The organism is Bacillus sp. 205(2023) (genome assembly GCF_037027485.1).
Classification (GTDB): Bacteria; Bacillota; Bacilli; order Bacillales; family Bacillaceae; genus Bacillus; species Bacillus halotolerans.
The window spans coordinates 998,756-1,021,934 of record NZ_JAXCHF010000001.1; the positions used below are offsets into that span (position 1 = coordinate 998,756).

25 protein-coding genes and 6 pseudogenes are annotated in these 23,179 nt (G+C 34.5%); 14 read left to right on the forward strand and 17 right to left on the reverse strand.

Annotated elements, in window-relative coordinates:
* Positions 1-15 precede the first annotated feature (15 nt).
* Both WA325_RS05030 and WA325_RS05035 read right to left on the reverse strand, forming a co-directional pair.
* The gene (locus tag WA325_RS05030; protein WP_088679343.1) at positions 16-156 is read right to left on the reverse strand and encodes a hypothetical protein; all 141 of its coding nucleotides are present in this window, start codon (positions 154-156) and stop codon (positions 16-18) included.
* A gap of 29 nt (positions 157-185) precedes the next feature.
* Positions 186-407 (reverse strand): helix-turn-helix transcriptional regulator, encoded by a 222-nt coding sequence (locus WA325_RS05035; RefSeq protein ID WP_095315165.1) that lies wholly within the window; start codon positions 405-407, stop codon positions 186-188.
* Positions 408-555: 148 nt separating this feature from the next.
* On the opposite strand from WA325_RS05035, the gene WA325_RS05040 reads away from it, so the two are divergent.
* From WA325_RS05040 to WA325_RS05050, 3 genes and pseudogenes are all read left to right on the forward strand, one after another.
* Positions 556-915 carry a helix-turn-helix domain-containing protein gene (locus WA325_RS05040; RefSeq protein WP_336183276.1) on the forward strand — a complete coding sequence of 120 codons (360 nt, stop codon included), beginning with the start codon at positions 556-558 and terminating at the stop codon, positions 913-915.
* An 824-nt stretch (positions 916-1,739) separates the two neighbouring features.
* Positions 1,740-2,258 carry an ImmA/IrrE family metallo-endopeptidase gene (locus WA325_RS05045; protein WP_336183277.1) on the forward strand — a complete coding sequence of 173 codons (519 nt, stop codon included), beginning with the start codon at positions 1,740-1,742 and terminating at the stop codon, positions 2,256-2,258.
* Positions 2,258-2,656, forward strand: a pseudogene (locus tag WA325_RS05050) (sigma-70 family RNA polymerase sigma factor); the annotation flags it as partial. The gene WA325_RS05045 and the pseudogene WA325_RS05050, both read left to right, overlap by 1 nt.
* A 136-nt stretch (positions 2,657-2,792) precedes the next feature.
* On the opposite strand, the pseudogene WA325_RS05055 reads toward WA325_RS05050, so the two are convergent.
* Both WA325_RS05055 and WA325_RS05060 read right to left on the reverse strand, forming a co-directional pair.
* Positions 2,793-3,024 (reverse strand): annotated as a pseudogene (locus WA325_RS05055) (recombinase family protein); the annotation flags it as partial.
* Positions 2,982-3,160, reverse strand: a pseudogene (locus tag WA325_RS05060) (hypothetical protein). The pseudogenes WA325_RS05060 and WA325_RS05055, both read right to left, overlap by 43 nt.
* A 184-nt stretch (positions 3,161-3,344) precedes the next feature.
* Here WA325_RS05060 and WA325_RS05065 point away from each other — a divergent pair.
* The 4 genes from WA325_RS05065 to WA325_RS05080 are packed head-to-tail and all read left to right on the forward strand — an operon-like array spanning position 3,345 to position 5,541.
* The gene (locus WA325_RS05065) at positions 3,345-4,391 is read left to right on the forward strand and encodes a hypothetical protein (RefSeq protein WP_336183278.1); all 1,047 of its coding nucleotides are present in this window, start codon (positions 3,345-3,347) and stop codon (positions 4,389-4,391) included.
* Positions 4,369-4,755 carry an ASCH domain-containing protein gene (locus WA325_RS05070; protein ID WP_129508140.1) on the forward strand — a complete coding sequence of 129 codons (387 nt, stop codon included), beginning with the start codon at positions 4,369-4,371 and terminating at the stop codon, positions 4,753-4,755. The genes WA325_RS05065 and WA325_RS05070 overlap by 23 nt, the downstream gene beginning before the upstream one ends.
* Positions 4,755-5,273, forward strand: coding sequence for an ATP-binding protein (locus WA325_RS05075; protein WP_248337339.1), 519 nt, complete (start codon positions 4,755-4,757; stop codon positions 5,271-5,273). The genes WA325_RS05070 and WA325_RS05075 overlap by 1 nt, the downstream gene beginning before the upstream one ends.
* 31 nt (positions 5,274-5,304) lie before the next feature.
* The gene (locus tag WA325_RS05080) at positions 5,305-5,541 is read left to right on the forward strand and encodes a DUF3850 domain-containing protein (protein WP_103804248.1); all 237 of its coding nucleotides are present in this window, start codon (positions 5,305-5,307) and stop codon (positions 5,539-5,541) included.
* A gap of 130 nt (positions 5,542-5,671) precedes the next feature.
* On the opposite strand, the gene WA325_RS05085 is transcribed toward WA325_RS05080, so the two are convergent.
* Both WA325_RS05085 and WA325_RS05090 read right to left on the reverse strand, forming a co-directional pair.
* Positions 5,672-5,830, reverse strand: coding sequence for a hypothetical protein (locus WA325_RS05085; protein WP_248337337.1), 159 nt, complete (start codon positions 5,828-5,830; stop codon positions 5,672-5,674).
* Positions 5,820-6,896 carry a tetratricopeptide repeat protein gene (locus tag WA325_RS05090; protein ID WP_442895278.1) on the reverse strand — a complete coding sequence of 359 codons (1,077 nt, stop codon included), beginning with the start codon at positions 6,894-6,896 and terminating at the stop codon, positions 5,820-5,822. Before WA325_RS05090 ends, WA325_RS05085 begins: the two co-directional genes overlap by 11 nt.
* Positions 6,897-7,139: 243 nt before the next feature.
* On the opposite strand from WA325_RS05090, the gene WA325_RS05095 reads away from it, so the two are divergent.
* The 3 genes and pseudogenes from WA325_RS05095 to WA325_RS05105 form a co-directional block, all read left to right on the forward strand.
* Positions 7,140-9,032 (forward strand): T7SS effector LXG polymorphic toxin, encoded by a 1,893-nt coding sequence (locus tag WA325_RS05095; RefSeq protein WP_336183279.1) that lies wholly within the window; start codon positions 7,140-7,142, stop codon positions 9,030-9,032.
* Positions 9,033-9,053: 21 nt separating this feature from the next.
* Complete coding sequence (gene cdiI / locus WA325_RS05100) at positions 9,054-9,413, forward strand: ribonuclease toxin immunity protein CdiI (RefSeq protein ID WP_248337330.1); 360 nt, start codon at positions 9,054-9,056, stop codon at positions 9,411-9,413.
* A gap of 350 nt (positions 9,414-9,763) precedes the next feature.
* Positions 9,764-10,105, forward strand: a pseudogene (locus tag WA325_RS05105) (suppressor of fused domain protein); the annotation flags it as partial.
* 101 nt (positions 10,106-10,206) lie between these two features.
* Here WA325_RS05105 and WA325_RS05110 read toward each other — a convergent pair.
* The 4 genes from WA325_RS05110 to WA325_RS05125 all read right to left on the reverse strand — a co-directional run bounded on the left by WA325_RS05110 (position 10,207) and on the right by WA325_RS05125 (position 13,567).
* Positions 10,207-11,166 (reverse strand): NAD(P)H-dependent flavin oxidoreductase, encoded by a 960-nt coding sequence (locus WA325_RS05110; RefSeq protein WP_105953560.1) that lies wholly within the window; start codon positions 11,164-11,166, stop codon positions 10,207-10,209.
* A gap of 171 nt (positions 11,167-11,337) precedes the next feature.
* The gene (locus WA325_RS05115; protein ID WP_032732229.1) at positions 11,338-11,763 is read right to left on the reverse strand and encodes a MarR family winged helix-turn-helix transcriptional regulator; all 426 of its coding nucleotides are present in this window, start codon (positions 11,761-11,763) and stop codon (positions 11,338-11,340) included.
* A 603-nt stretch (positions 11,764-12,366) separates the two neighbouring features.
* Complete coding sequence (locus WA325_RS05120; RefSeq protein ID WP_336183280.1) at positions 12,367-13,101, reverse strand: NADPH-dependent F420 reductase; 735 nt, start codon at positions 13,099-13,101, stop codon at positions 12,367-12,369.
* 109 nt (positions 13,102-13,210) lie between these two features.
* Positions 13,211-13,567, reverse strand: coding sequence for a winged helix-turn-helix transcriptional regulator (locus WA325_RS05125; RefSeq protein ID WP_105953558.1), 357 nt, complete (start codon positions 13,565-13,567; stop codon positions 13,211-13,213).
* Between the two features lie 616 nt (positions 13,568-14,183).
* Between WA325_RS05125 and WA325_RS05130 the strand changes: the two are divergent.
* From WA325_RS05130 to nfsA, 4 genes and pseudogenes are all read left to right on the forward strand, one after another.
* A pseudogene (locus WA325_RS05130) lies at positions 14,184-14,579 on the forward strand (LLM class flavin-dependent oxidoreductase); the annotation flags it as partial.
* Positions 14,569-15,709 (forward strand): annotated as a pseudogene (locus WA325_RS05135) (NtaA/DmoA family FMN-dependent monooxygenase). The pseudogenes WA325_RS05130 and WA325_RS05135, both read left to right, overlap by 11 nt.
* Before the next feature lie 113 nt (positions 15,710-15,822).
* The gene (locus WA325_RS05140) at positions 15,823-16,791 is read left to right on the forward strand and encodes an NAD(P)H-dependent flavin oxidoreductase (protein ID WP_105953557.1); all 969 of its coding nucleotides are present in this window, start codon (positions 15,823-15,825) and stop codon (positions 16,789-16,791) included.
* A gap of 383 nt (positions 16,792-17,174) precedes the next feature.
* Entirely contained in the window at positions 17,175-17,915 is a 741-nt protein-coding gene (gene nfsA / locus WA325_RS05145) for an oxygen-insensitive NADPH nitroreductase (protein WP_105953556.1), read from the forward strand.
* 393 nt (positions 17,916-18,308) lie between these two features.
* On the opposite strand, the gene WA325_RS05150 is transcribed toward nfsA, so the two are convergent.
* The 7 genes from WA325_RS05150 to WA325_RS05180 all read right to left on the reverse strand — a co-directional run bounded on the left by WA325_RS05150 (position 18,309) and on the right by WA325_RS05180 (position 23,108).
* Entirely contained in the window at positions 18,309-18,434 is a 126-nt protein-coding gene (locus tag WA325_RS05150; protein ID WP_258182200.1) for a hypothetical protein, read from the reverse strand.
* Complete coding sequence (locus tag WA325_RS05155; protein WP_326326195.1) at positions 18,424-19,497, reverse strand: response regulator aspartate phosphatase; 1,074 nt, start codon at positions 19,495-19,497, stop codon at positions 18,424-18,426. The genes WA325_RS05150 and WA325_RS05155 overlap by 11 nt, the downstream gene beginning before the upstream one ends.
* A 607-nt stretch (positions 19,498-20,104) precedes the next feature.
* Positions 20,105-20,707 carry a hypothetical protein gene (locus tag WA325_RS05160; RefSeq protein WP_105990334.1) on the reverse strand — a complete coding sequence of 201 codons (603 nt, stop codon included), beginning with the start codon at positions 20,705-20,707 and terminating at the stop codon, positions 20,105-20,107.
* Positions 20,708-20,969: 262 nt separating this feature from the next.
* The gene (locus tag WA325_RS05165; RefSeq protein WP_326326198.1) at positions 20,970-21,539 is read right to left on the reverse strand and encodes a cysteine hydrolase family protein; all 570 of its coding nucleotides are present in this window, start codon (positions 21,537-21,539) and stop codon (positions 20,970-20,972) included.
* Positions 21,540-21,715: 176 nt separating this feature from the next.
* The gene (locus WA325_RS05170) at positions 21,716-22,093 is read right to left on the reverse strand and encodes a YrdB family protein (RefSeq protein ID WP_326326538.1); all 378 of its coding nucleotides are present in this window, start codon (positions 22,091-22,093) and stop codon (positions 21,716-21,718) included.
* A 29-nt stretch (positions 22,094-22,122) separates the two neighbouring features.
* The gene (locus WA325_RS05175) at positions 22,123-22,602 is read right to left on the reverse strand and encodes a hypothetical protein (RefSeq protein WP_024122223.1); all 480 of its coding nucleotides are present in this window, start codon (positions 22,600-22,602) and stop codon (positions 22,123-22,125) included.
* A 113-nt stretch (positions 22,603-22,715) separates the two neighbouring features.
* On the reverse strand, positions 22,716-23,108 hold the full coding sequence (locus WA325_RS05180; RefSeq protein WP_336183281.1) for a hypothetical protein: 393 nt from the start codon (positions 23,106-23,108) through the stop codon (positions 22,716-22,718).
* Between the last annotated feature and the right edge of the window lie 71 nt (positions 23,109-23,179).

Below are 23,179 nucleotides of genomic sequence, written 5' to 3' on the forward strand. Positions count from 1 at the left end.
CTGTTTATAAATGACTTAGGCTGATTCCTTTTTATTTTGTTGTGCAAGCTTCTCTTGGTGTTCATTCATGCGCTGAACAAGTATGCCTCTGAGGTATTTGTAAGCTTTGGCTTCTGCCTGTTCAAACAGCGGACCTTTTTTCAAGATGACTTTCATAAGAAATGCCTCCTTGGTTACAACTTTTATTAGGCTGGATTTTTAGCTTTTTGTTTCGTTTCGACAACATTTTCTTCAAAAAAAATTGTCCAATCAAAGTTAAGCTCTCGTGCTATTTTTTTAGCTAATTGAACGGATGGATTTCTTTTCCCTAATTCAATGTTGGCGTAAGCTCCTCGAGAAATGTTAACTTTTTGGGCAACTGATTTTTGACTTTGATTACCTCGTTGTGAAATTAACCATTCTCTCATAATTTTCAACTCCTTTTGTGTCATTTCGAATCATTCGACATTATAATATCGTCGATTTGAAACATTGTCAATATATTTTTCGTCGATTTGAAACAAAACTTTATTTGTTTCATTTTGACACGTTATAATTATTGGAGAGGTGTGTCCAATGTTTAATAAAAAATTAATTGCTCTTAGAAAATCAAAAAAGCTAACACAAGAAGAAATGGCATCAAAAATAGGTGTTCATAGAGGAACATATGCTAACTACGAGAGAGGACACCGCCAACCAGATTATGAAACGCTGGTTAAAATAGCTGATTTTTTTGAAGTTACTACTGACTATCTCCTTAGAGATACAGAAAGCGAAAACCTTGATAGAACCTATAAAGAACAAGCAAAAAAAGTGTTAAACGATCCTGAAACGTTCCTTGCAGCAAAAGACGGAGAAATAACTGATGAGATCTTACAGGCTGCTTTGGAGATTATAACGGAGCAATTAAAAGAAAGACGGAAATCAGATAAATAAAGCCGTTAGTTTATTATTATTTATTTCTGTTTATTATGTTTAATTCTGTTTACTAATAAGATTTAGATTCTCATTTATATCTCAATCAAATCCTCATTTATAAAGTGATTTTTGAACCTTTTAGAAACCCTTACATGACAAGGGTTTTTGTTGTTTTTCTCATTTATATTTTCATTTATGTTTCTTTTACATTTTCATATATAAAAATGAAGTGGCCTGATTACATAAGGAGCGTTTATTGTGAAGAGAAGCATTGAGTTTTTTTAAGTTTGACAGGGAGCCTATTGGGTGTTGTAGCATCTATTTTTGCTTTAGTTATCGCCTATTTAGATTTATTTTTTCATTTGATCAGATACTTTAATATGACAAGCGACCTTCTTGTTGAGGCATGGGTATCTTTGATCCTTTCATGTATTGGGTTTACAGCTTCAATTGTTGTCTTATTTAAGCCAAAGTTGAGCAGTGTTCTACTATTTGTCTCAGGGGGAGGACTTATATGTATTGATTGGTTCTATTTAATACCAGCTATACTTATGATCATCCCCGGGATCATGGTATTTGTAAGGAAAGAAAAATCTGCTCTTAAATCAGTTTGAATCTGAAAACAAAAGAACCGCGACTGGCGGTTCTTTTTTATGTTGCAATTCATACTTTAAATAAACTTTTTGTAGATAACCCTCTAGAAACAAACCATCATTTGCAAGTATCCATGCAACAGGATACCCCCTCACCTAAACGCATTTTCCTATGAAAATAGTCTTGGTTTCCCTATAATATTTAACGGATCCAATTTTTAGATTGTCGTCTTTAAGGAGGTTTTAATCTTGAGGTATACAAACAGTCATTTAGAGGATTGGATTGAAAACTTATACAAGAAGATTGATATTACAGAACCAGAACAAATTAATTTTGAACGGATTGCCGAGGCTTTAGATATCAGGCTTTCGTTTAAACCTGTTACAAGCTTCGCACTTAAACACAGCGGAATTTATAATATATGCTTGGACAGCCGAAAAAGCCGAACTGAACAATGGTATGATTTCGCTCATGAATTTTGCCATATATATAGACATGAAGGTGATAAAAAAACAATGCCGTCAACTTGGACTGATTATTTGGAATGGCAGTCGAATTATTTTACATATCACTTTTGCATTCCAACTTTCATGTTGCGTAATATCAACCTTCCGTACATACAAACACATGCAATTGAAAATGTGGCTTGGCTATTTAACGTATCCCCTTGGTTTGCCAAGAAACGTTTGAACATTTATTACAGGAAGCTGTCTCAACATTTATTTAATCAATCAGTGACGGGAAATCTGTGCACCCCCCTTTTGTAATTAATAATGAAATCCTCATGCATTTGCGCGCACTAAAAAAAACAAAAAAAGACGTCTCCCTTCATGATCCGATCGGGCAGGATAAAGAAGGGAATGAAATAAGCCTGATCGATGTCCTGAAATCAGAAAATGAAGACGTGATTGATACGATCCAGCTCAATATGGAGCTTGAAAAAGTGAAGCAATACATTGACATTTTAGATGACCGTGAGAAAGAAGTGATTGTCGGACGGTTTGGGCTTGATTTAAAGAAGGAAAAAACGCAGCGTGAGATTGCCAAAGAACTCGGTATTTCGCGCAGCTATGTATCTCGGATTGAGAAACGGGCGCTGATGAAGATGTTCCATGAGTTCTACCGGGCGGAAAAGGAAAAGCGGAAGAAAGCGAAGGGGAAATAATGCAGAAGAAGCCGGATCTAATATTCCGGCTTTCTCTCATTCATTTACATGCTTCTTTTAAAACTTTCGAAACTAACGGAGACAGAATATACGATAGAGACATGAAAATATTTCCATTCAATCGCTTGTCTCACTATCTTAACTCGTCAGCACTGATAAGCTCAATTATCATTTCCGTAAAGACGATCAGGATCGTAGCAGATGACTTGACTTATAAGTCCTTTGCTTGCGTCCTCCCTCAAGCGATTCAAAGCCGGACGTTCTAAAAGCTCTCCAGAAAATCCTTCATCGGCATACTTCAGCACATCCTTAGTCCCTGCTTTCTTTATACAGGCCTCGATCTGGCTGTCGATGCTCGATCCCTTGATCGCTTGTTCCTCGGTTGACACCCTTACATATATTGCTATCACCCTGGATCTCCTTCTCATAAAGTTTTATTAAATAATGATAGCAATCGTTAATGCATTTGTCAGCTTGCGGTCCCTCGATGATTATTACCTTCATAAAATGCATCACCCCTTGGGTAATGCTATGTAGGAGCTGTTTGTCCAAATGATGACCTTTTATAATTAAAATTGGGTTAATCTTAGTCGTCAAATAATGATATAATTTAACATAATTAACCACCCGAATGAGAACGTTTGTTTGAATACGGGATTGTCTTGATTTATTATAGGAGGTAGGATTTATGTTTAACGATGTTATTCAATATGTTCAATTTTCAGAGTTGGATGTTTATGATCCCTTTTTCTCCAGCCTTATCGAAGATTACGTTGGCTTTGAAAAGTGGTTTCAAAAAAAAGCAATGCAAGGGGAAAAAGCTTATATACTTAAAGAAGATAGGTTGTTAGGTTTTCTATACTTGAAAGAAGAGTTTGAATCTGATGAAACAATCAATCCTATTTTTGAAAAAAAAAGACGTCTCAAAATTGGTACTTTTAAAATAGAAGCTCATGGCACTGTTCTTGGACACCGTTTTATTGGAATAATACTTAAAAAAATGATAGATGAGCACTACTCAGAATGTTATGTTACAGTTTTTGAGAAACAAAAACCACTAATAAAGTTATTTGAAAAATTCGGGTTTACTTTATGGGGTAGGAAAAATAATGGTGAATTGATATACATAAAAACATTAGAAAAAACGAATGATATATTTATGGATTTTCCACGTATCGATACACAAAATAAAAATAAATATATATTATCTATATATCCGATATGGCATACGAAGTTATTCCCAGATTCCAAGTTAAATACAGAACGGAATCATAAAATTGAAGATCTTTCTTTTACTAATACAATCGAAAAAGTTTACTTATCTGGCATGAAGGGACTGGATGAGCTTACCCGCGGTGATCTAATCGTTATATATAGAACTGCAGAAAGTGGAAAGAGAGCAGAGTTTTCTGCTGTGGCTACTTCAATCTGTACAGTTATTGAGAATAGAAATATCCATGAGTTTAATACCATGGAAGAGTTCATTAGTTATTGTGGGAAAGGAACCATATTTAGTAAAGAAGATTTAGAAAAATTTTGGTATACAAAAAAGTATCCATATATAATTAAAATGCTTTATAATATTTCACTACCCAAACGTATTATTAGACATCATTTAATTACTAACGGCATAATTGAGAGAAACGCTTATGCTGGCTTTATTAAACTTACTGATCAAGCCTTTGAAAAGATTCTAAAGTTAGGTGAAATTAATGAAAGTTTTATTATCAATTAAACCAGAATTTGTTGATGAAATTGTTTCTGGTAAAAAAAAATTCGAATATAGAAAGCAAATTTTTAAAAGAGATGATATCTCTTCGGTAGTAGTCTATGCTACTAAACCATTTGGAAAAGTCGTAGGTGAATTTGATATTGAGACTATTTTAATTGACAACCCAGATATTATATGGACAAAAACAAAGGACTATTCAGGAATAACATATAAATATTTCAAAAATTATTTCAAGGGAAAACGAACTGGTTTCGCAATTCAAATTAAAAATTTTAAACAGTATGACATGCCTTTGGATTTAAATGAATTCGATAATAAAATAAAAGTAGCTCCACAATCCTTTTGTTACACAGAAGGAGGACTTTGATGGATTATATTTTCTTAGCAGGAGTACACGGTGTTGGAAAATCAACCCTAGCTTCAAAACTAGAAAGTTTAATTGACATTGAATGTATTTCAATTAGTGATCTAATTAGAAGAGCCGGAAAAAAAATACCGATATCTGAAAAAAACACAGCTGGTATTTCTGGTAACCAGGAGTTATGGAAAAATGAATTGTATAAGCTAAATCTAAAAAAAACATTTATGTTGTTGGATGGACACTTTTGCTTATTAAATAAAAACAAAGTTATATTCCCTTTACCTCTTAGTACTTTCGAAAATACTAATATGACAAAAATTATCCTTGTACAACACCGTCCTTCAATTATTCGAGAGCGCCTTCTATCTAGGGATAATATAAGTTATTCACTTGAATTGATCGAGGAACTTCAAAAATGTGAGATAAAACGAGCAAAAGAATATTCACGTAATAAAAAAATAAAACTATTTATATATAATGAAGATAAACCTTTAATTGATTTAATTAATTTTATAACTGATTAAAATGTTTTTCTTCAAAGGGTGAGGTAAGAGAATGCATCATAATCTTAAAATTAATAAAGAGTACTTTAATCCAGTAATTAAAGAAATTAAAACATTTGAAATTAGAAAAAATGATAGGAATTTTCAGTTAGGCGATAAGATCACTTTAAAAGAATGGGATGCGAAAACAAAACAATATACAGGGCGTAAAGTTAATATTGTAATTACCTACCTTACAGACTTTGAACAAAAAGATAATTATGTTGTTTTTAGTTTCAAAATATTATAAAGTTATTTTATTTTTAATATAACTTCACCCTCCTAAATTTGAAGAATATAAAAAAGTATGGGTAACAACAAAGTATTGTAACTTGCATTTTTCCAAAAAACCCTCTCAAGTATGAGAGGGTTTTTATAGATTAAGTCTGTAATCTGATACCTGCCATTTGCATTTCAGCATTAGTCTTATGGGCCTCAATATGCTGGTTAGATTGTTCCGAAGCCGCAGTAAACGCAAATAAACCAGTAGTTACAATAACAGCAGAGAGAAATACGCAAACACCTTTTTTAATATTCATATAAACAGTCACCTCGCTGAATTTGAAGCTGCGCTTCAACCATTTTATCATAGAAAAAACTGGATTCTTCGAATTCTCCGCCTTCTCTATAATATTCTGCAGTAAGCAACGTTATGTGTTCCGTAAAAGAGAACATGTGACTTTCATTAAGATCATTCAATATATTAAGGATACCCTGTTTATCAACTGACTCAATATATAAAGCATTCAGAAACTTATTCATCGATAAGAAAAGTTCGTCATTAAATTTTTGTGCTGTTTCGATCCCTTGCTGCAAAACCTTCTGTCCTTCATTAAACTTTTCTTGCTTGAATAAAACTGTGGCCAACGAATGAAGCGTATGAGGAAGTGTCCTTAAATTTGTTTTTTCTGCAACTTCAGCTGCTTCTTTCAAATATCCCTCAGCTTTACCTGGTTGTCCCATGTAATGATAACATTCGCCTAAATTATAAAGAGCAGAACTTATTAGTCTGTCGTGCCCCAATTCTTTAGAAAGTTTCAGAGCTTCTTCAAGATGTTTCAACCCCTTTTCATAATGTTTAAAATCAAGATAGTTACCAACGATTACAAACAAGCTTTGAATTTTCCTTACAGTATACAGCGGATTCTGATCATAAATCTCCAATGCCTTTAAAATGTGGTGCATGGAAACGTGAGTTTGTTTCATGTTGTAATAAGCTTCTGCTACTTTAAAATGAAATTCAGCTTGTTCGATTTCATCAGTAACAGCATAAAGTTCTTTTTCAGCTTTACGGTAATAATTAATAGCTTCAACGAATTCTTGCTGATCGAATTCATACATACCACGGAAAAATAATGAGTAATATTTCAGGAGACCGGTTAATTTCTTTTGGGGAGCTTCAATTTTTTCAAGTAATTCTGAGATGGTTGGACGAGCTGTTCTATACTTTTTTTCCGGCTCTAAGTAGTCAAGCATTAGTTGATGTCGAAAGCTCATGAGTGAGTAATAAATCAGTAAATACTCATCCTCTTCCATCTGTTTAATTTCTCTTTCAACTTCTGCTTTTAAAATTTCGGCATCCGGAACACTAAACTGACGTATCATCTTGTACCATTCGTTAATCTTAACCCCTACATGCGAGGAAGGTAAAACCGGATTCACAGGATCCCTCCTTTTATGTCTTTTTATGTAATATTCTAACATTTCCAAAAAGTGTTTGAACCGCAAAAAAACCGCAAACTTTTTCGTCTGTACCTTGGATATGATTAATCAAGATAATTTTAAGTTCGTTTCTTCTTTCTTCCATGGTAATATTTTGTTATATGATTAAATTGAAAGGATATGATCATGAAAGTATTTGAAGCCAAAACACTTATGTCTGACGCTACAGACCGCGCCAAGGAATATAAAGAGCTAAGGACGCAAATGGTCAACTTGAGAAAAGCTTTACAAAGCGTTGCTGAACTGGACGACAGCGAATTCTCAGGTAAAGGTGCTAATAACATTAAAGCATTCTATCACGATCATGTTGGTGTCACTGATCAATGGATCGACTACATTGATATGAAAATCGCATTTTTTAATAGCATTGCCGGAGCGGTAGAGGACAAAGATCTCTCTGATGCTTATATTGAAGAGTCTTTTTTAGAACATGAACTGGCTAACGCCCATAAAAAATCAAAGTCCATCATGTCTGAACAGAAAAAGGCCATGAAAGATATCCTAAACGATATTGACGACATCCTCCCGCTCGACTTGTTTTCAACAGAGACCTTCAAGGATGAGCTTGCAGATGCCAATGACAAACGAAAAAAAACAATTGAAAAACTAGGTGACCTTGACGAAGATTTACTGACAGAATATGCCCTGTCAGAGCCAAATGAACAATTCATCAAGTCAGATTTCCAAAAGCTCCAAGAAGCAACGGGCAAAGGGAAAAACGCTACGCCCATTCACTACAACGCCAAGGCGTACCGTGAGAGTGATATACATAAGAAAAAAGGTGATATTGAGAAGCGTACAGATGCTTATTTGAAGATCAAGAAAGAAGAGGCGAAGGAACGCGAGATAAAAGACTTAAAGAAAAAGCTGGCGAATGGTGTCTCAGATCCGGATGAGTATTTAGAAATTGCGAAGAAGATCGGGTATGAGAACCTTGAACCTGCACAGTTACAGTATGTGGTGCAGCTAGAACAAGCAAAACAGCTGAAGTCCGTCGGTGAAAGTGTAATCAATGCAGGTAAAACGGCATTGGATATCATCGATGGGGTTAATGATGGGCTTAACGATGCGATTGATGATACGATATATGGCATCAAAGACTTGGTAGTAGGAGCCTGGGAATATTCACAGCTTCCTATGGAACTAAAACTTGCAAAAACAATTACAACAGTCTTAAGTGTCCCCTCCTACCCTAAAATAATTTGGACAAACATCGTCGATTCATGGAATGATAAAATGATAAATGGCGATGCATACACAAGAGCACATTATATCAGTTATGCAGTCGGTAATATCGTTGGTCCAAAAGGTGCGGGTGCCGCAGTGCAAACCACTACTAAGCTGTCAAAAGTAGGTAAAGTGGTGGAAGGTGGAACAGCCGCTGCTCATGTGAATAAAGGAATTACAAAAGGAAACAACCTTATTAATCCCTTTTTTAAAAACAGATATGAACCTGCACTTGTAGGAATTGCACAAGATATTGAGAATACTCATAACGTTAAAAACACACCACTGTTAAAAAGTATAATTGAAGAAGAAAAAAATAATGCTTTTCACAAAATAAATGTTACTTTTAGGCAAGGTTATGATACCCATTTAGTTAAGGTAGAAGATATAGTTAGAAAGAAAAATAAAGGAATTGTCGGCGGTCACAACCTACATAATTTTGAAAAGGCATTTATTGATAAAGGTTGGGATTTAGAGAGTTGTATAATTTCAAAAAGAGAACACCCCACAATTGATGGTATCTATGAAATTGAATATGGTTTACCTGCATTAGATAGAGAAGGAAATATCAAACCTGGAGAACTGAAAAAAGTCCGTACTCCAAAGACAGTTTATGATCCCGAGAAGATCTCAAACGAACAAATGTTGCAGTGGGGAGAAGAAGCAATGAAAAATGGAGAAGTAGTCGGGAGAAAAGTAACTGGATACGCTAAAAATGGTCTCAAGTTTGAAGGTTATATTGATGAAGCTACTGGAGAAATAACAAACTTTTTCCCTACCTTAAATGATTAAATAATTCGGAGTGAAAGTGAAATGGATAATAAAAACAAAGACTTAATTAACTATTTTTTTCAAGTTATGGGTGATGAACGTTTTTTACGCATTTTAGAGAAATTCTCCAACGGAGAGGGTTATGGTATAGAGAATGTCTGGTGTGTATTTGCTGATGACTACGAAGAGTGGGAAGAAGATTATTTTGGAGATGAGGGTATAGCTTTTTATTTCGATTACCCAGCAGTCGAGGAAGATGAAGAAGTCATATTAGATTACGAAAATTTCTATAAATATTTAAATGAAATTGTTGGTCAATATATAAAACGACACCCAGACAATAAATTAGAAGTAGAAAAATACATGGGAACCATTAAAGAGAAATATAATATTAAGCTATAAGGAAAAGCTGAATATTTCTATGTTGTACATTGTTATGTTATTTTGAAGCCCCAATGAAATTTCTAAGGGGCTTTGTTCTATTTCAAGAAGGTTCTGCTTCAACAAATGGTAAGGTTATAACTGGACATAATTTATTCCGGAATAAAGTCTTCAAAGAAAGGCAAGAACAGAGCCTCAGTAGCGAAAAATGTTGGTTCCTTTTGGTGTTAGCACAATCAACAAAAGCTTAACTCCGGGTCAGGTTTTCAAGTTAACGAATCCTAAACTAACAGCAAAAATCCAGAGCTTTATCAACCTGAACTACCTTTGTCCTAAAGGAGTATACTTTGGTGATTAGGAGAGATTGTCTAATGGGCGTTACACAAGAAAATAAAGTAATTGCTAGAACAGTTTTAGGAGCTTTTGGAGGTAAACCGAAAGTGACGAAATATTGGGATGATAACGAGAATAGCAACATAGATATTTTATCGGTTAGTGACCAGCCTCTGGAAGGTATCACGTCATATTCAACTCTAGGCTTGTCGGAGCATTCTATTAATTATGAGGTGAATGGCACTCCGTTACGGATAGAAATCGTAGCTGCAATGGAGTCAGCTTCAGACATATATGCTAATGTTTTATCAACTTGTGCCTTTAATATAATCAACTCAAATTTCTCTTGTGCACCAGGTGTTATTTTTAAAAACACCCTCTAGTGTTTGAACTAACATACCGCCAAATAGTCCGAGTTATAAGTAAATGTTTTCAACTATTGAAAAGGGAATTCCACTAAATATTCCGAAGACCCTAATATTTAATTAAAGCCTTGCATTAAAGTATCAACCACTTCTTTTACAGTTCTGATTTCTTTAATTGGCGTAATTCCAGTACCTATAGAAATATAGCCATCGTCTGTATTGCCTTCTAGCATGCCGATACGCATTCCAATTGATCCACGCATCATTTTTGCTATTTCTTCACGACTTACACCTTGTTTATCCATTTCTACTAGTTTATTCGCAAATTTAGTAGGTAAAGAACGATAGTATGCTGGTAAAGTACGGAACATTAGTAAATCTTCTGCTGTAGCATCTACAATCATTTGTTTCACGTTTTCTGCTGCTGGATTTTCTTTTGTTGGAATAAAGACACTACCAGCAAACACACCTTCAGCGCCTAAAGCAAATGCGGCACGCACTCCTCTAACATCTCCAATACCACCAGCTGCCATTACAGGGGTATTTATAGCATCTACAATCATTGGAACAATCGAAAATGTTCCAATAACTCGTTCTGGAACCGTACCACCTTCATCAAATCCAGTCGCTACATAAACATCTATTCCAAATTCTTCTGCAGCTTTTGCATTTTCAATAGTAGGAGTAAGTGGTCTATAAACAATTTTAATATCGTTTTCTTTTAATGGTTTAAAGATTCTTTCATCCAGTATATCGTTTACAATAACAACAGGAACTTTCTCGTCAATAACTGTTTCTAAAATTGGCCATGTGTAAGCTAAATCACGATTTACGATTACAGGTACTCCAAATGGCTTATTAGTTAATGATTTTGTTTTTTGTATTTCAGTTCTCATTCTTTCCGCATTTATTTCGGGTGAACGAGTTATATCAACCTGACCGGCATTTGGACCTAGAAATCCTAATCCACCAGCATTGCTTACCGCCGCAACAAATTCGGCATTAGTAACCCAAGACATCGGGCCCTGTATAATTGGCTTTTCTACATTTAATATTTTGCATATTCTATTATTCATTATTGAATCCTCCTGTTTAGTTTATTTTCAATCTTCAGTTGGTTTAAAGAAATAATTAGTTTGCTAAATATTTTTCAGTTTGGCTTACTTATTAGTACAATATTTTGGACAGAGTATCTTCCAGGTTACTAATATATATTTAGGGTGCTAAATATATGTTTGAGAGAAAACTTAAGATAAGTTTTTCTCCATACGCTTTATTAAATCCCTTAATATTAAGCGTTCTTCGGCTGAAATTGACTGTAGTAATTTTTCTTGGTGTTCATTCCATTTAATTCTAACGGGTTCTTCTAATTCTTTGCCTTTGTCCGTTAGATAAATTCGCATAACCCTTGCATCTTCTTCATCACGTTTACGGTATATAAAACCATTCTGCTCTAGCGATTTAACCATATTTGTTACCGTAGGCGGTTCGCATTTTAAATGTTCACATAGCTGCATTTGTGTTATTCCATCACCCAACCACAAACGTGAGAGTAAATTATCTTGGCCGACATAAAGATTGAGTTCTCTAAGGCTCTCACTATAATTCCGACGCATTTGGGAAGAAACTTTATCTAAGGACATACGAATATCACAGTCCACACTAATCTTCAAAGATGAACCTCCCTCCTCTAGCCAAAAAATATTTAGCGGGCTAAATATATCATGGTTGTGTTTTAGTTGTCAACGTTTCTACATTGATTGCTCTTCTTCAGCTAACCTGCTCCGTTTGTGACATAAGAATGGTATATCTTTCTTTTAGAACTAAACAATGCATTTGTTGAACAAAAATATAAGGAGTGCATGTTTCACTCCTTATTTTATATGACTTTTTACAATTTAGGTCTTGATAAACAACGAGACGAATAACGATAAGGCAAAAATTAAAAGATACCAATATGGTTTTGTACCTTCTTTAAATCGAGTCCCTCAACGTAGTAAATCCATACCATTGGTTATGAAAGCTTATTTTCATTACACTCCTTATATTCACTTGCTATTAATTCTATACGTTTATATCAATTATGGTTAAAAAATGGTGAGCCAAATCAATAAACATTTGTCAGAGAAGAATTTAATTTAAAAGCGAAATAAAAAGCTGCATACTCAGGAAAAAGAACCTTTGGCGAAAAAAGAAAGAAGCAAACATATTTATGTGAATTTGTGGCATACATGATATACAAAAAGGTGCGCTCTAACTGGGTGCACCTTTTGTTTTTATGAATTGTATATTTCTCTGTTTAGATTCACAACATCCTCGTGTGAAAATTCAACATCCTTTTTCTCTGCAAATATTTCCATCACTTTGTCGCGTAGTAATGGTGCTTTTTCTTTATTCGCCTTTTTCAACGCTTTCGTGAGTTCATCTTTTGTTAGCTCTGTGCAGTAAGCAGGAGTTCCTGGCTGCTGTCTCCAAGAGTCACTTAAAGAACCACTGACTACTGCATCGAAGCCTAACTCGGACACTACGTCCATGACTGCTTGTTTTTGTGATGCGTCATCACCAGCAACTGCCATCGCGATTCGTTCACTAGAATCTGCGGATGTTCCTTCATTTTCTAAAGTATAGGCTAATAAGTTGTTGAACGCTTTAATGACAGGTCTGCCTAATTGATTTGAAACGCAAACACTTTCAACCATCCCGTTCTCGATTTCTTCAATTTTGTCGTCTCTAAAAGGATAATAATTTGAAGTATCTACAATGATTACTTTCTCTCCGACTTGATCGATCATGTTCCGAATGCTTGACATTGCTTTTGTAGGAAGAGATATTATAAGAACATCAATATTTTTAATTGCATCCTCTACGCGCACCGGTGTTCCAGCAAGCTCTTTTCCTTCTAAATATTCAATTCCCCTTGCATCTGCAATTTTGACATCATGCCCATTCTTAACTAATTTTTTAGAAATAATTGAGCCAATTGATCCTGCACCTATAATTCCGAATTTCACTATTTTCCCCTCCTAAAGGATTTGTACTGGACACATTCAGAAAGGAACCGATTACTTTAGTGTTTACTTAACGAATAATGTACTATAGCAGCAAAGGTATTTTAGACTTTTATTCTTTTTCTCCAAACTTTTTCCCGAACTCCTCCATTAAATCAATAATAGGAATCAACGCCTCCCCTTTTGATGTTAATGAATATTCAACTCGTGGAGGAACCTCAGGAAAAACCTCTCGCTTAATTAACCCATCTGTTTCTAGTTCTCTCAACTGTTTTGTTAGAGAACCTTGTGAAATGTCCCATAAAAAAGCTTTAATTTCGCTATAACGACGTTCTTTTGTTTTTAAAAACCAAAGGATTAAGTACTTCCAACGCCCAGAAAGTACGTTTTGCGTATAAGCAATACCATACATTTCTTTTTTTTCTTCTATGAATTCTCTTTCGAAACCATCTTTACAAATTCTTGACATCCTAACACCTCACTTATCTACCTATAAGTTCAAAAAAATGTACTACAGCAATTTAAATTGCCCTCTTCCAAAAGATAATTAATGATTTTATTCTAGTGGATGTAACAAAAATACTCAATACGACTTTATCATATCCAAATGAGTATTTATCAATCAATATTGGAGTAATACAAGAGTTGGGCATTTACTAATGCCTACAAAATCTTTTCATGAAGTTGTATGCTCTCGACAATCTGTGCGCCAAGGCTACTGTTAATAGTTTTGGGATGGGAGCGATTCAATTGAAAGGAGTGTAACAATATTTGTTGATTTGATATAGATTGAGTAGGCTTCTTCTTCAATGTATAGTATTGAAACTCTAATGATGAAAATGGGATATGAAAAAGCCATAGTATTCTTTATATATTTCGGTAATATATTTAGCCTACTAAATAAAAAAAGAAATTGAAAGGAGTTTTAAATAATGGCAAATAATCATCAGATAAAGTTATCCATCTTAGATTTCGTCCATATTTTTAAGGACAGTAAGCCTACTGAAAGTTTAATGAATTCAACAGAGATGATGCAGCTAGCCGATAAGTTAGGGTATACCCGATACTAGTTTACTGAGCACCACAACACCACTAGCCAAATCAGCACATCTCCTGATTTGTTAAGTATGCATGCAGCAGCACATACGAAAAATATCCGTGTAGGTTCTGGGGGAATAATGCTACCTAATCATAGTCCCTTTAAAGTCGTAGAAAACTTTACCCTACTTGAAGCTCTACATCCTGGACGGATAGATCTTGGATTAGGACGAGCGTCAGGAACCGACGGATGGACAGCGTGGGCCTTACAACGTTCACGGGAAGCCCTTGCTGCCAATGATTTTCCAGAACAGTTAGATCACTTACTTTCATTTTTTTCGCGAAGCTTTCCAACGACTCATCCTTTTAGCAATATTAGACCTCCGGGTGATCCATCATTAGTACCGGTATATAGAAAGGAGAGGGAGATAAATGACAAATAAAAAACAGCTCAAAATTGGCGCTATTATTGATGGTGTTGGATGGAATTATATGGGCTGGCGCCATCCGGATATGCCTGCCAAGCTAGTGAAAATGTAGACTATTATGTACAAAAGGCCCAAAAAGCTGAAGAAGGTAAGTTTGATATGGTCTTTTTAGCAGATGTCAGCCATATTGGGCCTGGTATGATTCCACATTATTTGAGTATGTTTGAAGGAATAAGTATTTTGTCTGCGCTTAGCATGGCTACCAGTTATATTGGCCTTACCGCAACCATTGCGACCTCATATGCAGATCCATTTACTGTGGCTCGACAGATGGCTTCTCTTGATAAGATTAGTAACGGTCGGGCAGGCTTGAATGCCATTACTTCTATCCAGGAGGGTTAGCGAATTATAGCCGAACACATCTTTCTAAATCAGACTTATATCCAATGCAAAAGGAATTTTTAGAGATTGTGGAAGGTCTTTGGGACTCATATGAGGATGACGCTTTTATTCGTGATAAAGAAAGTGGTATATTCTATGATCCTAAAAAAATGCACGCTATAAACTATAGAGGAAACTATTTTTCTGTGGATGGTCCATTAAATATTAGCCGTTCTAAACAAGGAAGACCTGTCATTTTTCAAGCTGGTACTTCATCAGAATTTATGAACATTGCATCGAAACATGCTGAAGGCGTATTGGTGAATGGCGACAATTTTGAATACGCTAAGAGCTTTAGCATGGAGCTCAAAAGAAGGGTAGCCCTAGAAGGTCGTTCACCAGATGATTTTTTAATTATGCCGATACAGCATCCTATTGTCGGCAGTACAGAAAGAGAAGCTGAAGAAAAATTTCAGGAGCTAGAAAGCTTAATGCCATATGGATACAAAATACCAAAACCGAAGTTTTTTGGTTCGGCCGAGAAGGTAGCTAATCAAATTCAACTTTGGTATGAGGAAGGTGCTATGGACTTGCTCCTACTAAGACAGGAGCATCCTTCTGGATTTGATAACTTTGTTGATTTAGTCGTCCCCATCTTACAAGAAAAGGGAATTTTTCGTAAGGAATATGAATCACACACTTTACGTGGTAATTTGGGTTTACCCTATCCAGAAAACAGTTATGAAAAATCAACCAAGAAATAATTAGAAATTTAGTATATACACGTTTGATTTGTTACTAAATACGAGAGACACATAAATCATCATAAGATATAAATGAAGAAAAATTATCGTTAATTAAAAGGAGATTATTTAATATGAAAAATCGCATTACAGAATTACTTGATATAGAGTATCCAATTATTTCAGCAGCAATGACATGGGTTACTTCTGCAGAATTTGTAGCTGCAGTTTCTAACGCAGGAGGAATGGGAGTATTGGGACCGAATGCTGGACAAACAGAAAAATCTTCAAGTCCAGAAGATACTGCTGAAAGACTTAGAAAAGAAATACAAAAAGTTAAACAACTGACTGATAAACCTTTTGCAGTTAATTATATATTTCCCATGGATGAAATCAAGGAAGATCCCTTTACTAATGCTATTTTTGACATCTTGGTAGAAGAAAAAGTGAGAAATGTGATTGCTATTGGTCAAAAGGTAATTCAAAAGGAAGTAAATAGACTAAAGGCACATAATATTAATATTATTTATAGAGATCTCAGCCCTACTGCACAAAAATTAGCAGAAGCTGAAAAATCAGGAGTGGATGCTCTTATTGCAACAGGTTATGAAGCTGGTGGCCATATGAGTGACTACAAAATTAGTACACTTTCAATCGTACCTCAAGTAACTTCTTTGGTAAAAATCCCTGTCATTGCAGCAGGTGGTATCATTGATGGAAAAGGAGCTCAGGCAGCTTTTGCGATGGGTGCAGAAGGTGTATATATGGGGACACGCTTTATAGCCACAAAAGAGAATCCAGCAAGTGAGGCTACAAAACAAGCAATACTAAAAGTGAAAAGTGAGCAATTTATTGAATTCAAATCCGGTGTCGGACATTTAAGAACAATTCCGACAGAAGCTGGAAAAAAAGCGTTCGAACTTATCAATCAAGGGAAACCAGAAGAAGCCTATAAATATTATGGAAATGGTTTCAAAATTGGTATGTTAGATGGGGACTTAGTTAACGGCACTATAAGCTTATCCGAAGCTGCAGGTGGAATAAAAGAAATTAAAACTTGCGCCGAAGTTATTAATGAAATAATGAGTACCCTTGAAAAATAATAGTTTAAGTCTCTTTTTTCTAAAAAGAACTTTAGTGGTGTAACGAAAAAAGCCCGATTTCTTTATTTTAATACAGAGGAATCGGGCTTTTTTTATTGGAGATTTCTCAATGTTATAAATCTGCATTTTTCTGACGCTCCCCCACATACTTCGTGTTTTTCGTTTATGTTATTTTCTTTTAAAATACCTTTACATAATTGATTTAGACCTTTTTCTTACTGTTAAGTACAAAAAAATGTACTACGGCAATTTCAATTGCCCTCTTCATAAATTAGAGTGATGATTTTATCATATTGAATACCAGTTACATTATTTTTTTACAAATAACTCTAATCCAACTTAATCAGTTTGAATCTAATATGTAAGAAAGGAAGAATGTCAATATGAATAATACAATTGAATTACTTTGTAATCATACTTCCATTCGGTCTTTTACAGATCAACCTCTCACAAAGGAGCAACGAGAAGCAATCTTTAAGGCAGCTAATCAAACTTCCTCTTTCAGTCTTCTCCAGGCTGTTTCTATCATTAGAATTACAGATCCAGATCTTCGAAAAAAGGTGATGGAGCTTTCTGCGAATCAGCCTTATATTGAAGAGGCAGCTGAGTTTTGGATTTTTTGTGCCGACTTTAACCGAAATCATCAAATTGCTCCCGATGTAGACCTTGAGTATATTGAATACCTTTTAATAGGTACATTTGATGCTGGGCTAATGGCTCAAAACGCTTTGACTGCAGCCGAATCAATGGGACTCGGTGGTGTATATATCGGTGGAATAAGACTTAATATTACAGAATTAACTGAGGTATTACATTTACCAAAGCATGTGATTCCTTTAGTTGGGTTATGCATAGGCCATCCTGCTGGAGAGAAACCCGGACTAAAACCTCGTTTGCCTCAATCAATGGTCATATTTGATAATCAGTACAAGCCACTAGACGAAGAAACTTTAGCAACCTATGATCAACAGATGCGTGAGTATTACCAGAATCGTCCTGTTAAAGCGCCTTTCACAGTGAAAAAAGTAAAGGGATGGAAAGATCATATTGAGGATCATCTTGAAAGAAGCAAACTCCCCTTCATGCTTGAGTATTTAAATAAACAGGGATTTGCTAAAAAATAAATTTTTCCCAAAAGGAAATTTCGGTATTCCATCCAAATAAAAGAGGAAGAGGTTTGACACTCTTCCTCTTTATGCACCAACTCGATCTGCGGCAATTTTGAAACCACCATTTGAAGTGCTGTCTTCATCTACGAAGTGAGTTTTTTAATGAGCTATCCCCAAAACCTTAATTCCCTCTTGAGAGATTTTCCATGAGAACTAAAAAGTTATTGCAGTCTCACCGAAAATTTAAATTGCGGTGCCCTATTGCCTTTTTCTCTCCCCAAAAATAAGGTTATTTCTCAAGGATTTAAAAGTGGTACAACCTTTATTCTTTTGACTCATTTGCTGTCAAAGTTGAAGCAATCCAAAACATAAATAAAAAACCCTCAATTAAGAGGGTTTAATCAGTTTTCATGTTTGATTGCGGTCAGAAAGTTGGTGATATGCTTCACTTTTCTCTACAGTAAAAGTAGTAACTAAACCTAAACCTAAAGTAACTGCACTAAGCATAATGATTACGCCTTTTTTAAAATTCATACAGGCATTCTCCCCTCTGAATTTGTTTTTGCGTTTCAAGCATTTTTTGATGATAAACATATGATGTTTCAAATTCCTTTGATTTTGCAAAAACTTCAGCCGTATCAATTGCGATATCTTCCACATACGCATAATTCTTATTTCTTTCTAAGTAATCAATCGTTTTTTTGATTCCCGCTTGATCTACTGCATTAATATAAAGTGCTTCCAAGTACTTTTGCAGGGACACAAAAAGTTTATCACCTTGGGATATCGCAGCGGATAAACCCTTTTTACTCATTTTTATTGCTTCACTTGTTTTCCCCTGCTTAAAAAGAAATTTAGCGTATGTAAACAGGGAATGTGGTAAATTGCTCAACTTAGCACTTTCTGATACCTTAGCAGCCTCATTTAAGAAATGATCTGCTTTATCATTTATTCCTAAATCTGCGTAATTCTTTCCGAGATTGTAGTAAGCCGAGCTAAGTAGCCTTTCATTGCGATCTAACTGTTTTGACAACTCTAAGGCTTTTTCAAGGTGCGGCAAGCTTTTCTCGAAATGTTTAAAATCAACGTAATTTCCAGATATCACGAAATGACATTGTATTTTTCGCACTTTATAAAGTTCATATTGATTATAAATGTCCATCGCCTGTTTAACATGGTGCATCGAGATATGATTTTGCTTCATAATATAGTAAGCTTCAGCCAACTTAAAATGAAATTCCGCCTTCTCAATATCATCATTAACATGAGTAAGGTGTTTTTCTGCTTCTCGATAAAAACCAATTGCTTTGACATATTCCCTCTTATCAAACTCATACATTCCACGAAAAAACAGAGAATAGTAAGACAACAGACCAGTTATCCCCTTATTGGATGCTTCTATTTTTTCAAGTAACTCATCAATCGTTGGTCTTATGCGTGTGGTTACGGGTTCCAAATAATCTAACATAAGCTGATGACGGAATTTCATTAAAGAGAAGTAAATGAGTAAATACTCATCTTCCTCCATCTGATTGATCTCTTGTTCCACCTCTGCTTTTAAAATCTCTGCATCCGGGACACTAAATTGACGTATCATTTTATATCATTCATTGATCTTTACGCCAACTTCTGACGATGATAAGACCGGATTCACAGGACCCCTCCTTTATATGTGTTTTTATGTAATATTCTAACATTTCCAAAAAGTGTTTGGACCGCAAAAAAACCGCAAACTTTTTATTCGGTTCGTTCATAATAAAAAAGCAGGCATTATGCCTGCTTTTTTGAAAGGACTCTATCAATTAAAAACATAAATAAACTGAATAACAAGGACATAACTAACATGTCGAGTATAGTAATCCCCGAATCTCTTTTTATTCCAAAAAACAAAATAGCTTGTAAAATTAAAGAGACCAGGAAAAACAATATGTACTTCATACTATTCATGTTAGAACATCTCCTTTACCTTTTTAATCACGATATAATGAATTCTACTTCTAAGATAAATCAAAGGCCAAAAAATTATCACTTATATCTTGTTCAGCTTGTTCCTCTAACCAATTTAGGTGCACCGGACTTGTTTTACCAGGTTGTTTCTATATGACTATCAATTTTTCGCTTTTCCGTTCTTTATAACGGTAAAGAAGGTTATTCAAGTATTTTTATAAAATTGGCTATTCACGCATTTTATCTGTTGCACCTTACTATTCACAAACATTTGCAGAGTAGTATCTGAAACTTGATACCGCAATAAACAATATTACAAGTTGTATAATTAACATAGCAATTACCATCGGCGGGTAAGAAAAACAGCCATACTTATACAGTGTTGCTATCACTGTAAACAAAACGGCTAAAAAATGACTTACGAAAACAGTACCCAAGGCATGAATTGTTGATAGCAGGTACCTATACCTTTCAACGATATAGTTTCTTTTATCTTCTTCTTTAATCTTTAATAAATTTTCATGCCATAAAACCTCAAAATAAAAATAATCGTTCTTATTGTTATCTCTCCAATTGTCAGGTTTGGGAAAATTCTCAACCTGCTTAATTGCATTATCAAAAATCTGATTTTTATTAAATATCCAATTCGCTACAAAGTATAAATGATGAATTATATAACCCACTACCACGCCAAATATACTCAGAGAAATGAAAACCCCTATTAATTTTCCAAGCTCAGAAAACTTTAAATGAGCTGATATATAGTCAGCTTCAGTAAGTACAAAATAGGCTCCTATCCAGAAAATTAACATCCATCCTGGTATGCCCCACCTTATTAAATACTTTGTTTCAAAACTCATATAATCTCCTCCCACCTTATTATCGGTGAAAGAAAAGGACAAAGGAATAATTTGCAGAATTTGTCGAAATTTTTGCTACGAATCTTAATTTACGTGATCACAGAACTGCTTTCTCTTTTGAACATTTTGTGCATAGTTTTATTAGTGATAAAAAGCGACCCCTACATTTGGGTCGCTCTTCTCGTTTTATTACCTATTACCATAAGACATACGGAATACAAAATGGCGTGCCATTATCATGCCATAATTGCGCATAATTATTTTAATTAGAGAGTTTTATAAAATCGTTTATTAATTGATCAGTTGTTAATATTGTGGCAAACTCATCGTGCAATGTAGCTATAGATACATTATGAATAGTATTCGCATCATAATATGTACCATTTTGGTCTTTAATACCGAAGGCTACTGTTGCATCTGAAATTAGGTATGTATCAAATCCTAAATTGCCACTCATCCTTGTGGTTGTTGATACACAATGAGGTGTAGTTAAACCAGTTATTACTACAGTTGTTATTTCATTTAATTTTAAGAACTCTTCTAAATTAGTACCAATAAAGCTACTATTTACTTTCTTGGTTATTATTACTTCTTCATCCATAGGTTTAACTATTTCCTTTATAGCAAACCCTTCATTCTTTGGATGAAATAAAGAATGAGGTTTATCAGAAGTGTGTTGTATGTATATTACTGTCCATCCTTTTTCTCTCCACAATTTTAGTATTTCACTAATGTTTTCTTCCGCCTTTAAGTTATTTCGTTCACCCCATTTTTTATCATCGAAGGCTTTTTGTACATCCACAATTATTAAAGCTTTTTTCTTTTCTTCCATAAGTTAACCTCCTAAGGAATCACTTATTTTTATTACTACATTTTAAATACAAATTTTACTTTTGTACAATGGCTTAACGATGAATTCCAAATAAGCGCCCCCCTAAAACATTTGAATATATTTTCTACAGCGAATAATAATTAAAGCACTCTAATAAGGAGTGCTGAAATTAAAGACTATTGATTTAGAAGCCATTTGATACGCTCAACTGAAAATATATAGTGGAGTATTATAAGACATAAAAAGATGATACTAACAGTTTTTAAATTACTAAAATAAAGCGCTGCAACAGCCATTATAAAGATCATAAATTCAATAACTAATCTTGTTACCCCGTTTACAGCTATTACAGTTTGTCCATTTCGAATAGGATCATTAGACACTGCAAACACTGACCAGATAATCATAACTACAATCAGTAAAACCAAAGTTACAACATACTTAAGATAACCATTAAAGTTAAAATGGGTCCATGCAAACACACCTATGGAGATTAGTGCAACGATTTCAAGAGCGAATCTTAAAAGTAAGTTAGTTTGATTCAAATTATACAGCTCCTACTCCTTTACAACGCTAAACCGGCTCAAGAATTAAGAGTATTAATCATAGTCAAAATAGCAGAACCAACACTATAAAGTGATTTAATAGTATCAGTATCTCCTTTGAATTTACTTATCTTATCCATGATCTTTCTATATTTGCTTACAGCTTCTTCCTGATTGGCACTTTTCAATACCTCTAACATTTCTACAATTAGAGTGAAAATTTCATCTTGTTTCTCATTGCTAGTTCTCATAAGCAACGATATTTCATGCAGTATAGCTGTATTCCTTTCGATACCAGATAGTAGTTGAAGAGTTTGTTCACGGTACTCTTTCTCATCTTTCTCTCTTTGTTTAATGGCTTGCTCTTTTTGTTGCCGCTCTGAAGCTATCTGCTCATTAATTTTCTTAATATGACTCAAGTCAGGTGGAGGATAATTCAATTTAGGTAATTCTAAATTGATCTTAGGTATCTTTAAGTCTCCTACCAAGTTTTTGCTCCATCCATTTTCATTTCCCATTTAATCACCTCTTTTTAATTATCGGTTAAAGCAAGTAACTAAGGAACTATTTGCAAAATTTGTCGAACGATTAAACATAAAAAAGACACCTAATAAGGTGCCCCATGAAAAAATTATTGATTTATACTATCTCCAATCATACTTTCCAATTCTTTTTCAATCTCTTCTTGAGTCATGTCTTCAACTGGTTTATATTCTCCGTTGGCATTATAATCAGCTGGGTTATCAGAAACCCCATTCTCTGGTACATACTCTCCATCATCATTGTAATCATTTGGATTTGAAGAAGGTGTTTTTGGATTACTCTCTAATTCTTCTTCAGTATAAATTGAGCTATCAGATTCACCACTATCTGTATCTAATTCATCAGATGTATCGTCCGTTAAATCATCTGTTGATGAATCGACAGAGTTTACCGATGTATCGTCAGTCGGATCTTCTGAAGAACATGCACCAATTACCGCCACAATGCCAACTAATATAAATAACAAACAAATCTTTTTCATTTGTCTCCTCCCCCACCTTTATTATCGGTGAACAAAGAGAACAAAGGGACACTTTGCAGAATTTGTCGAAT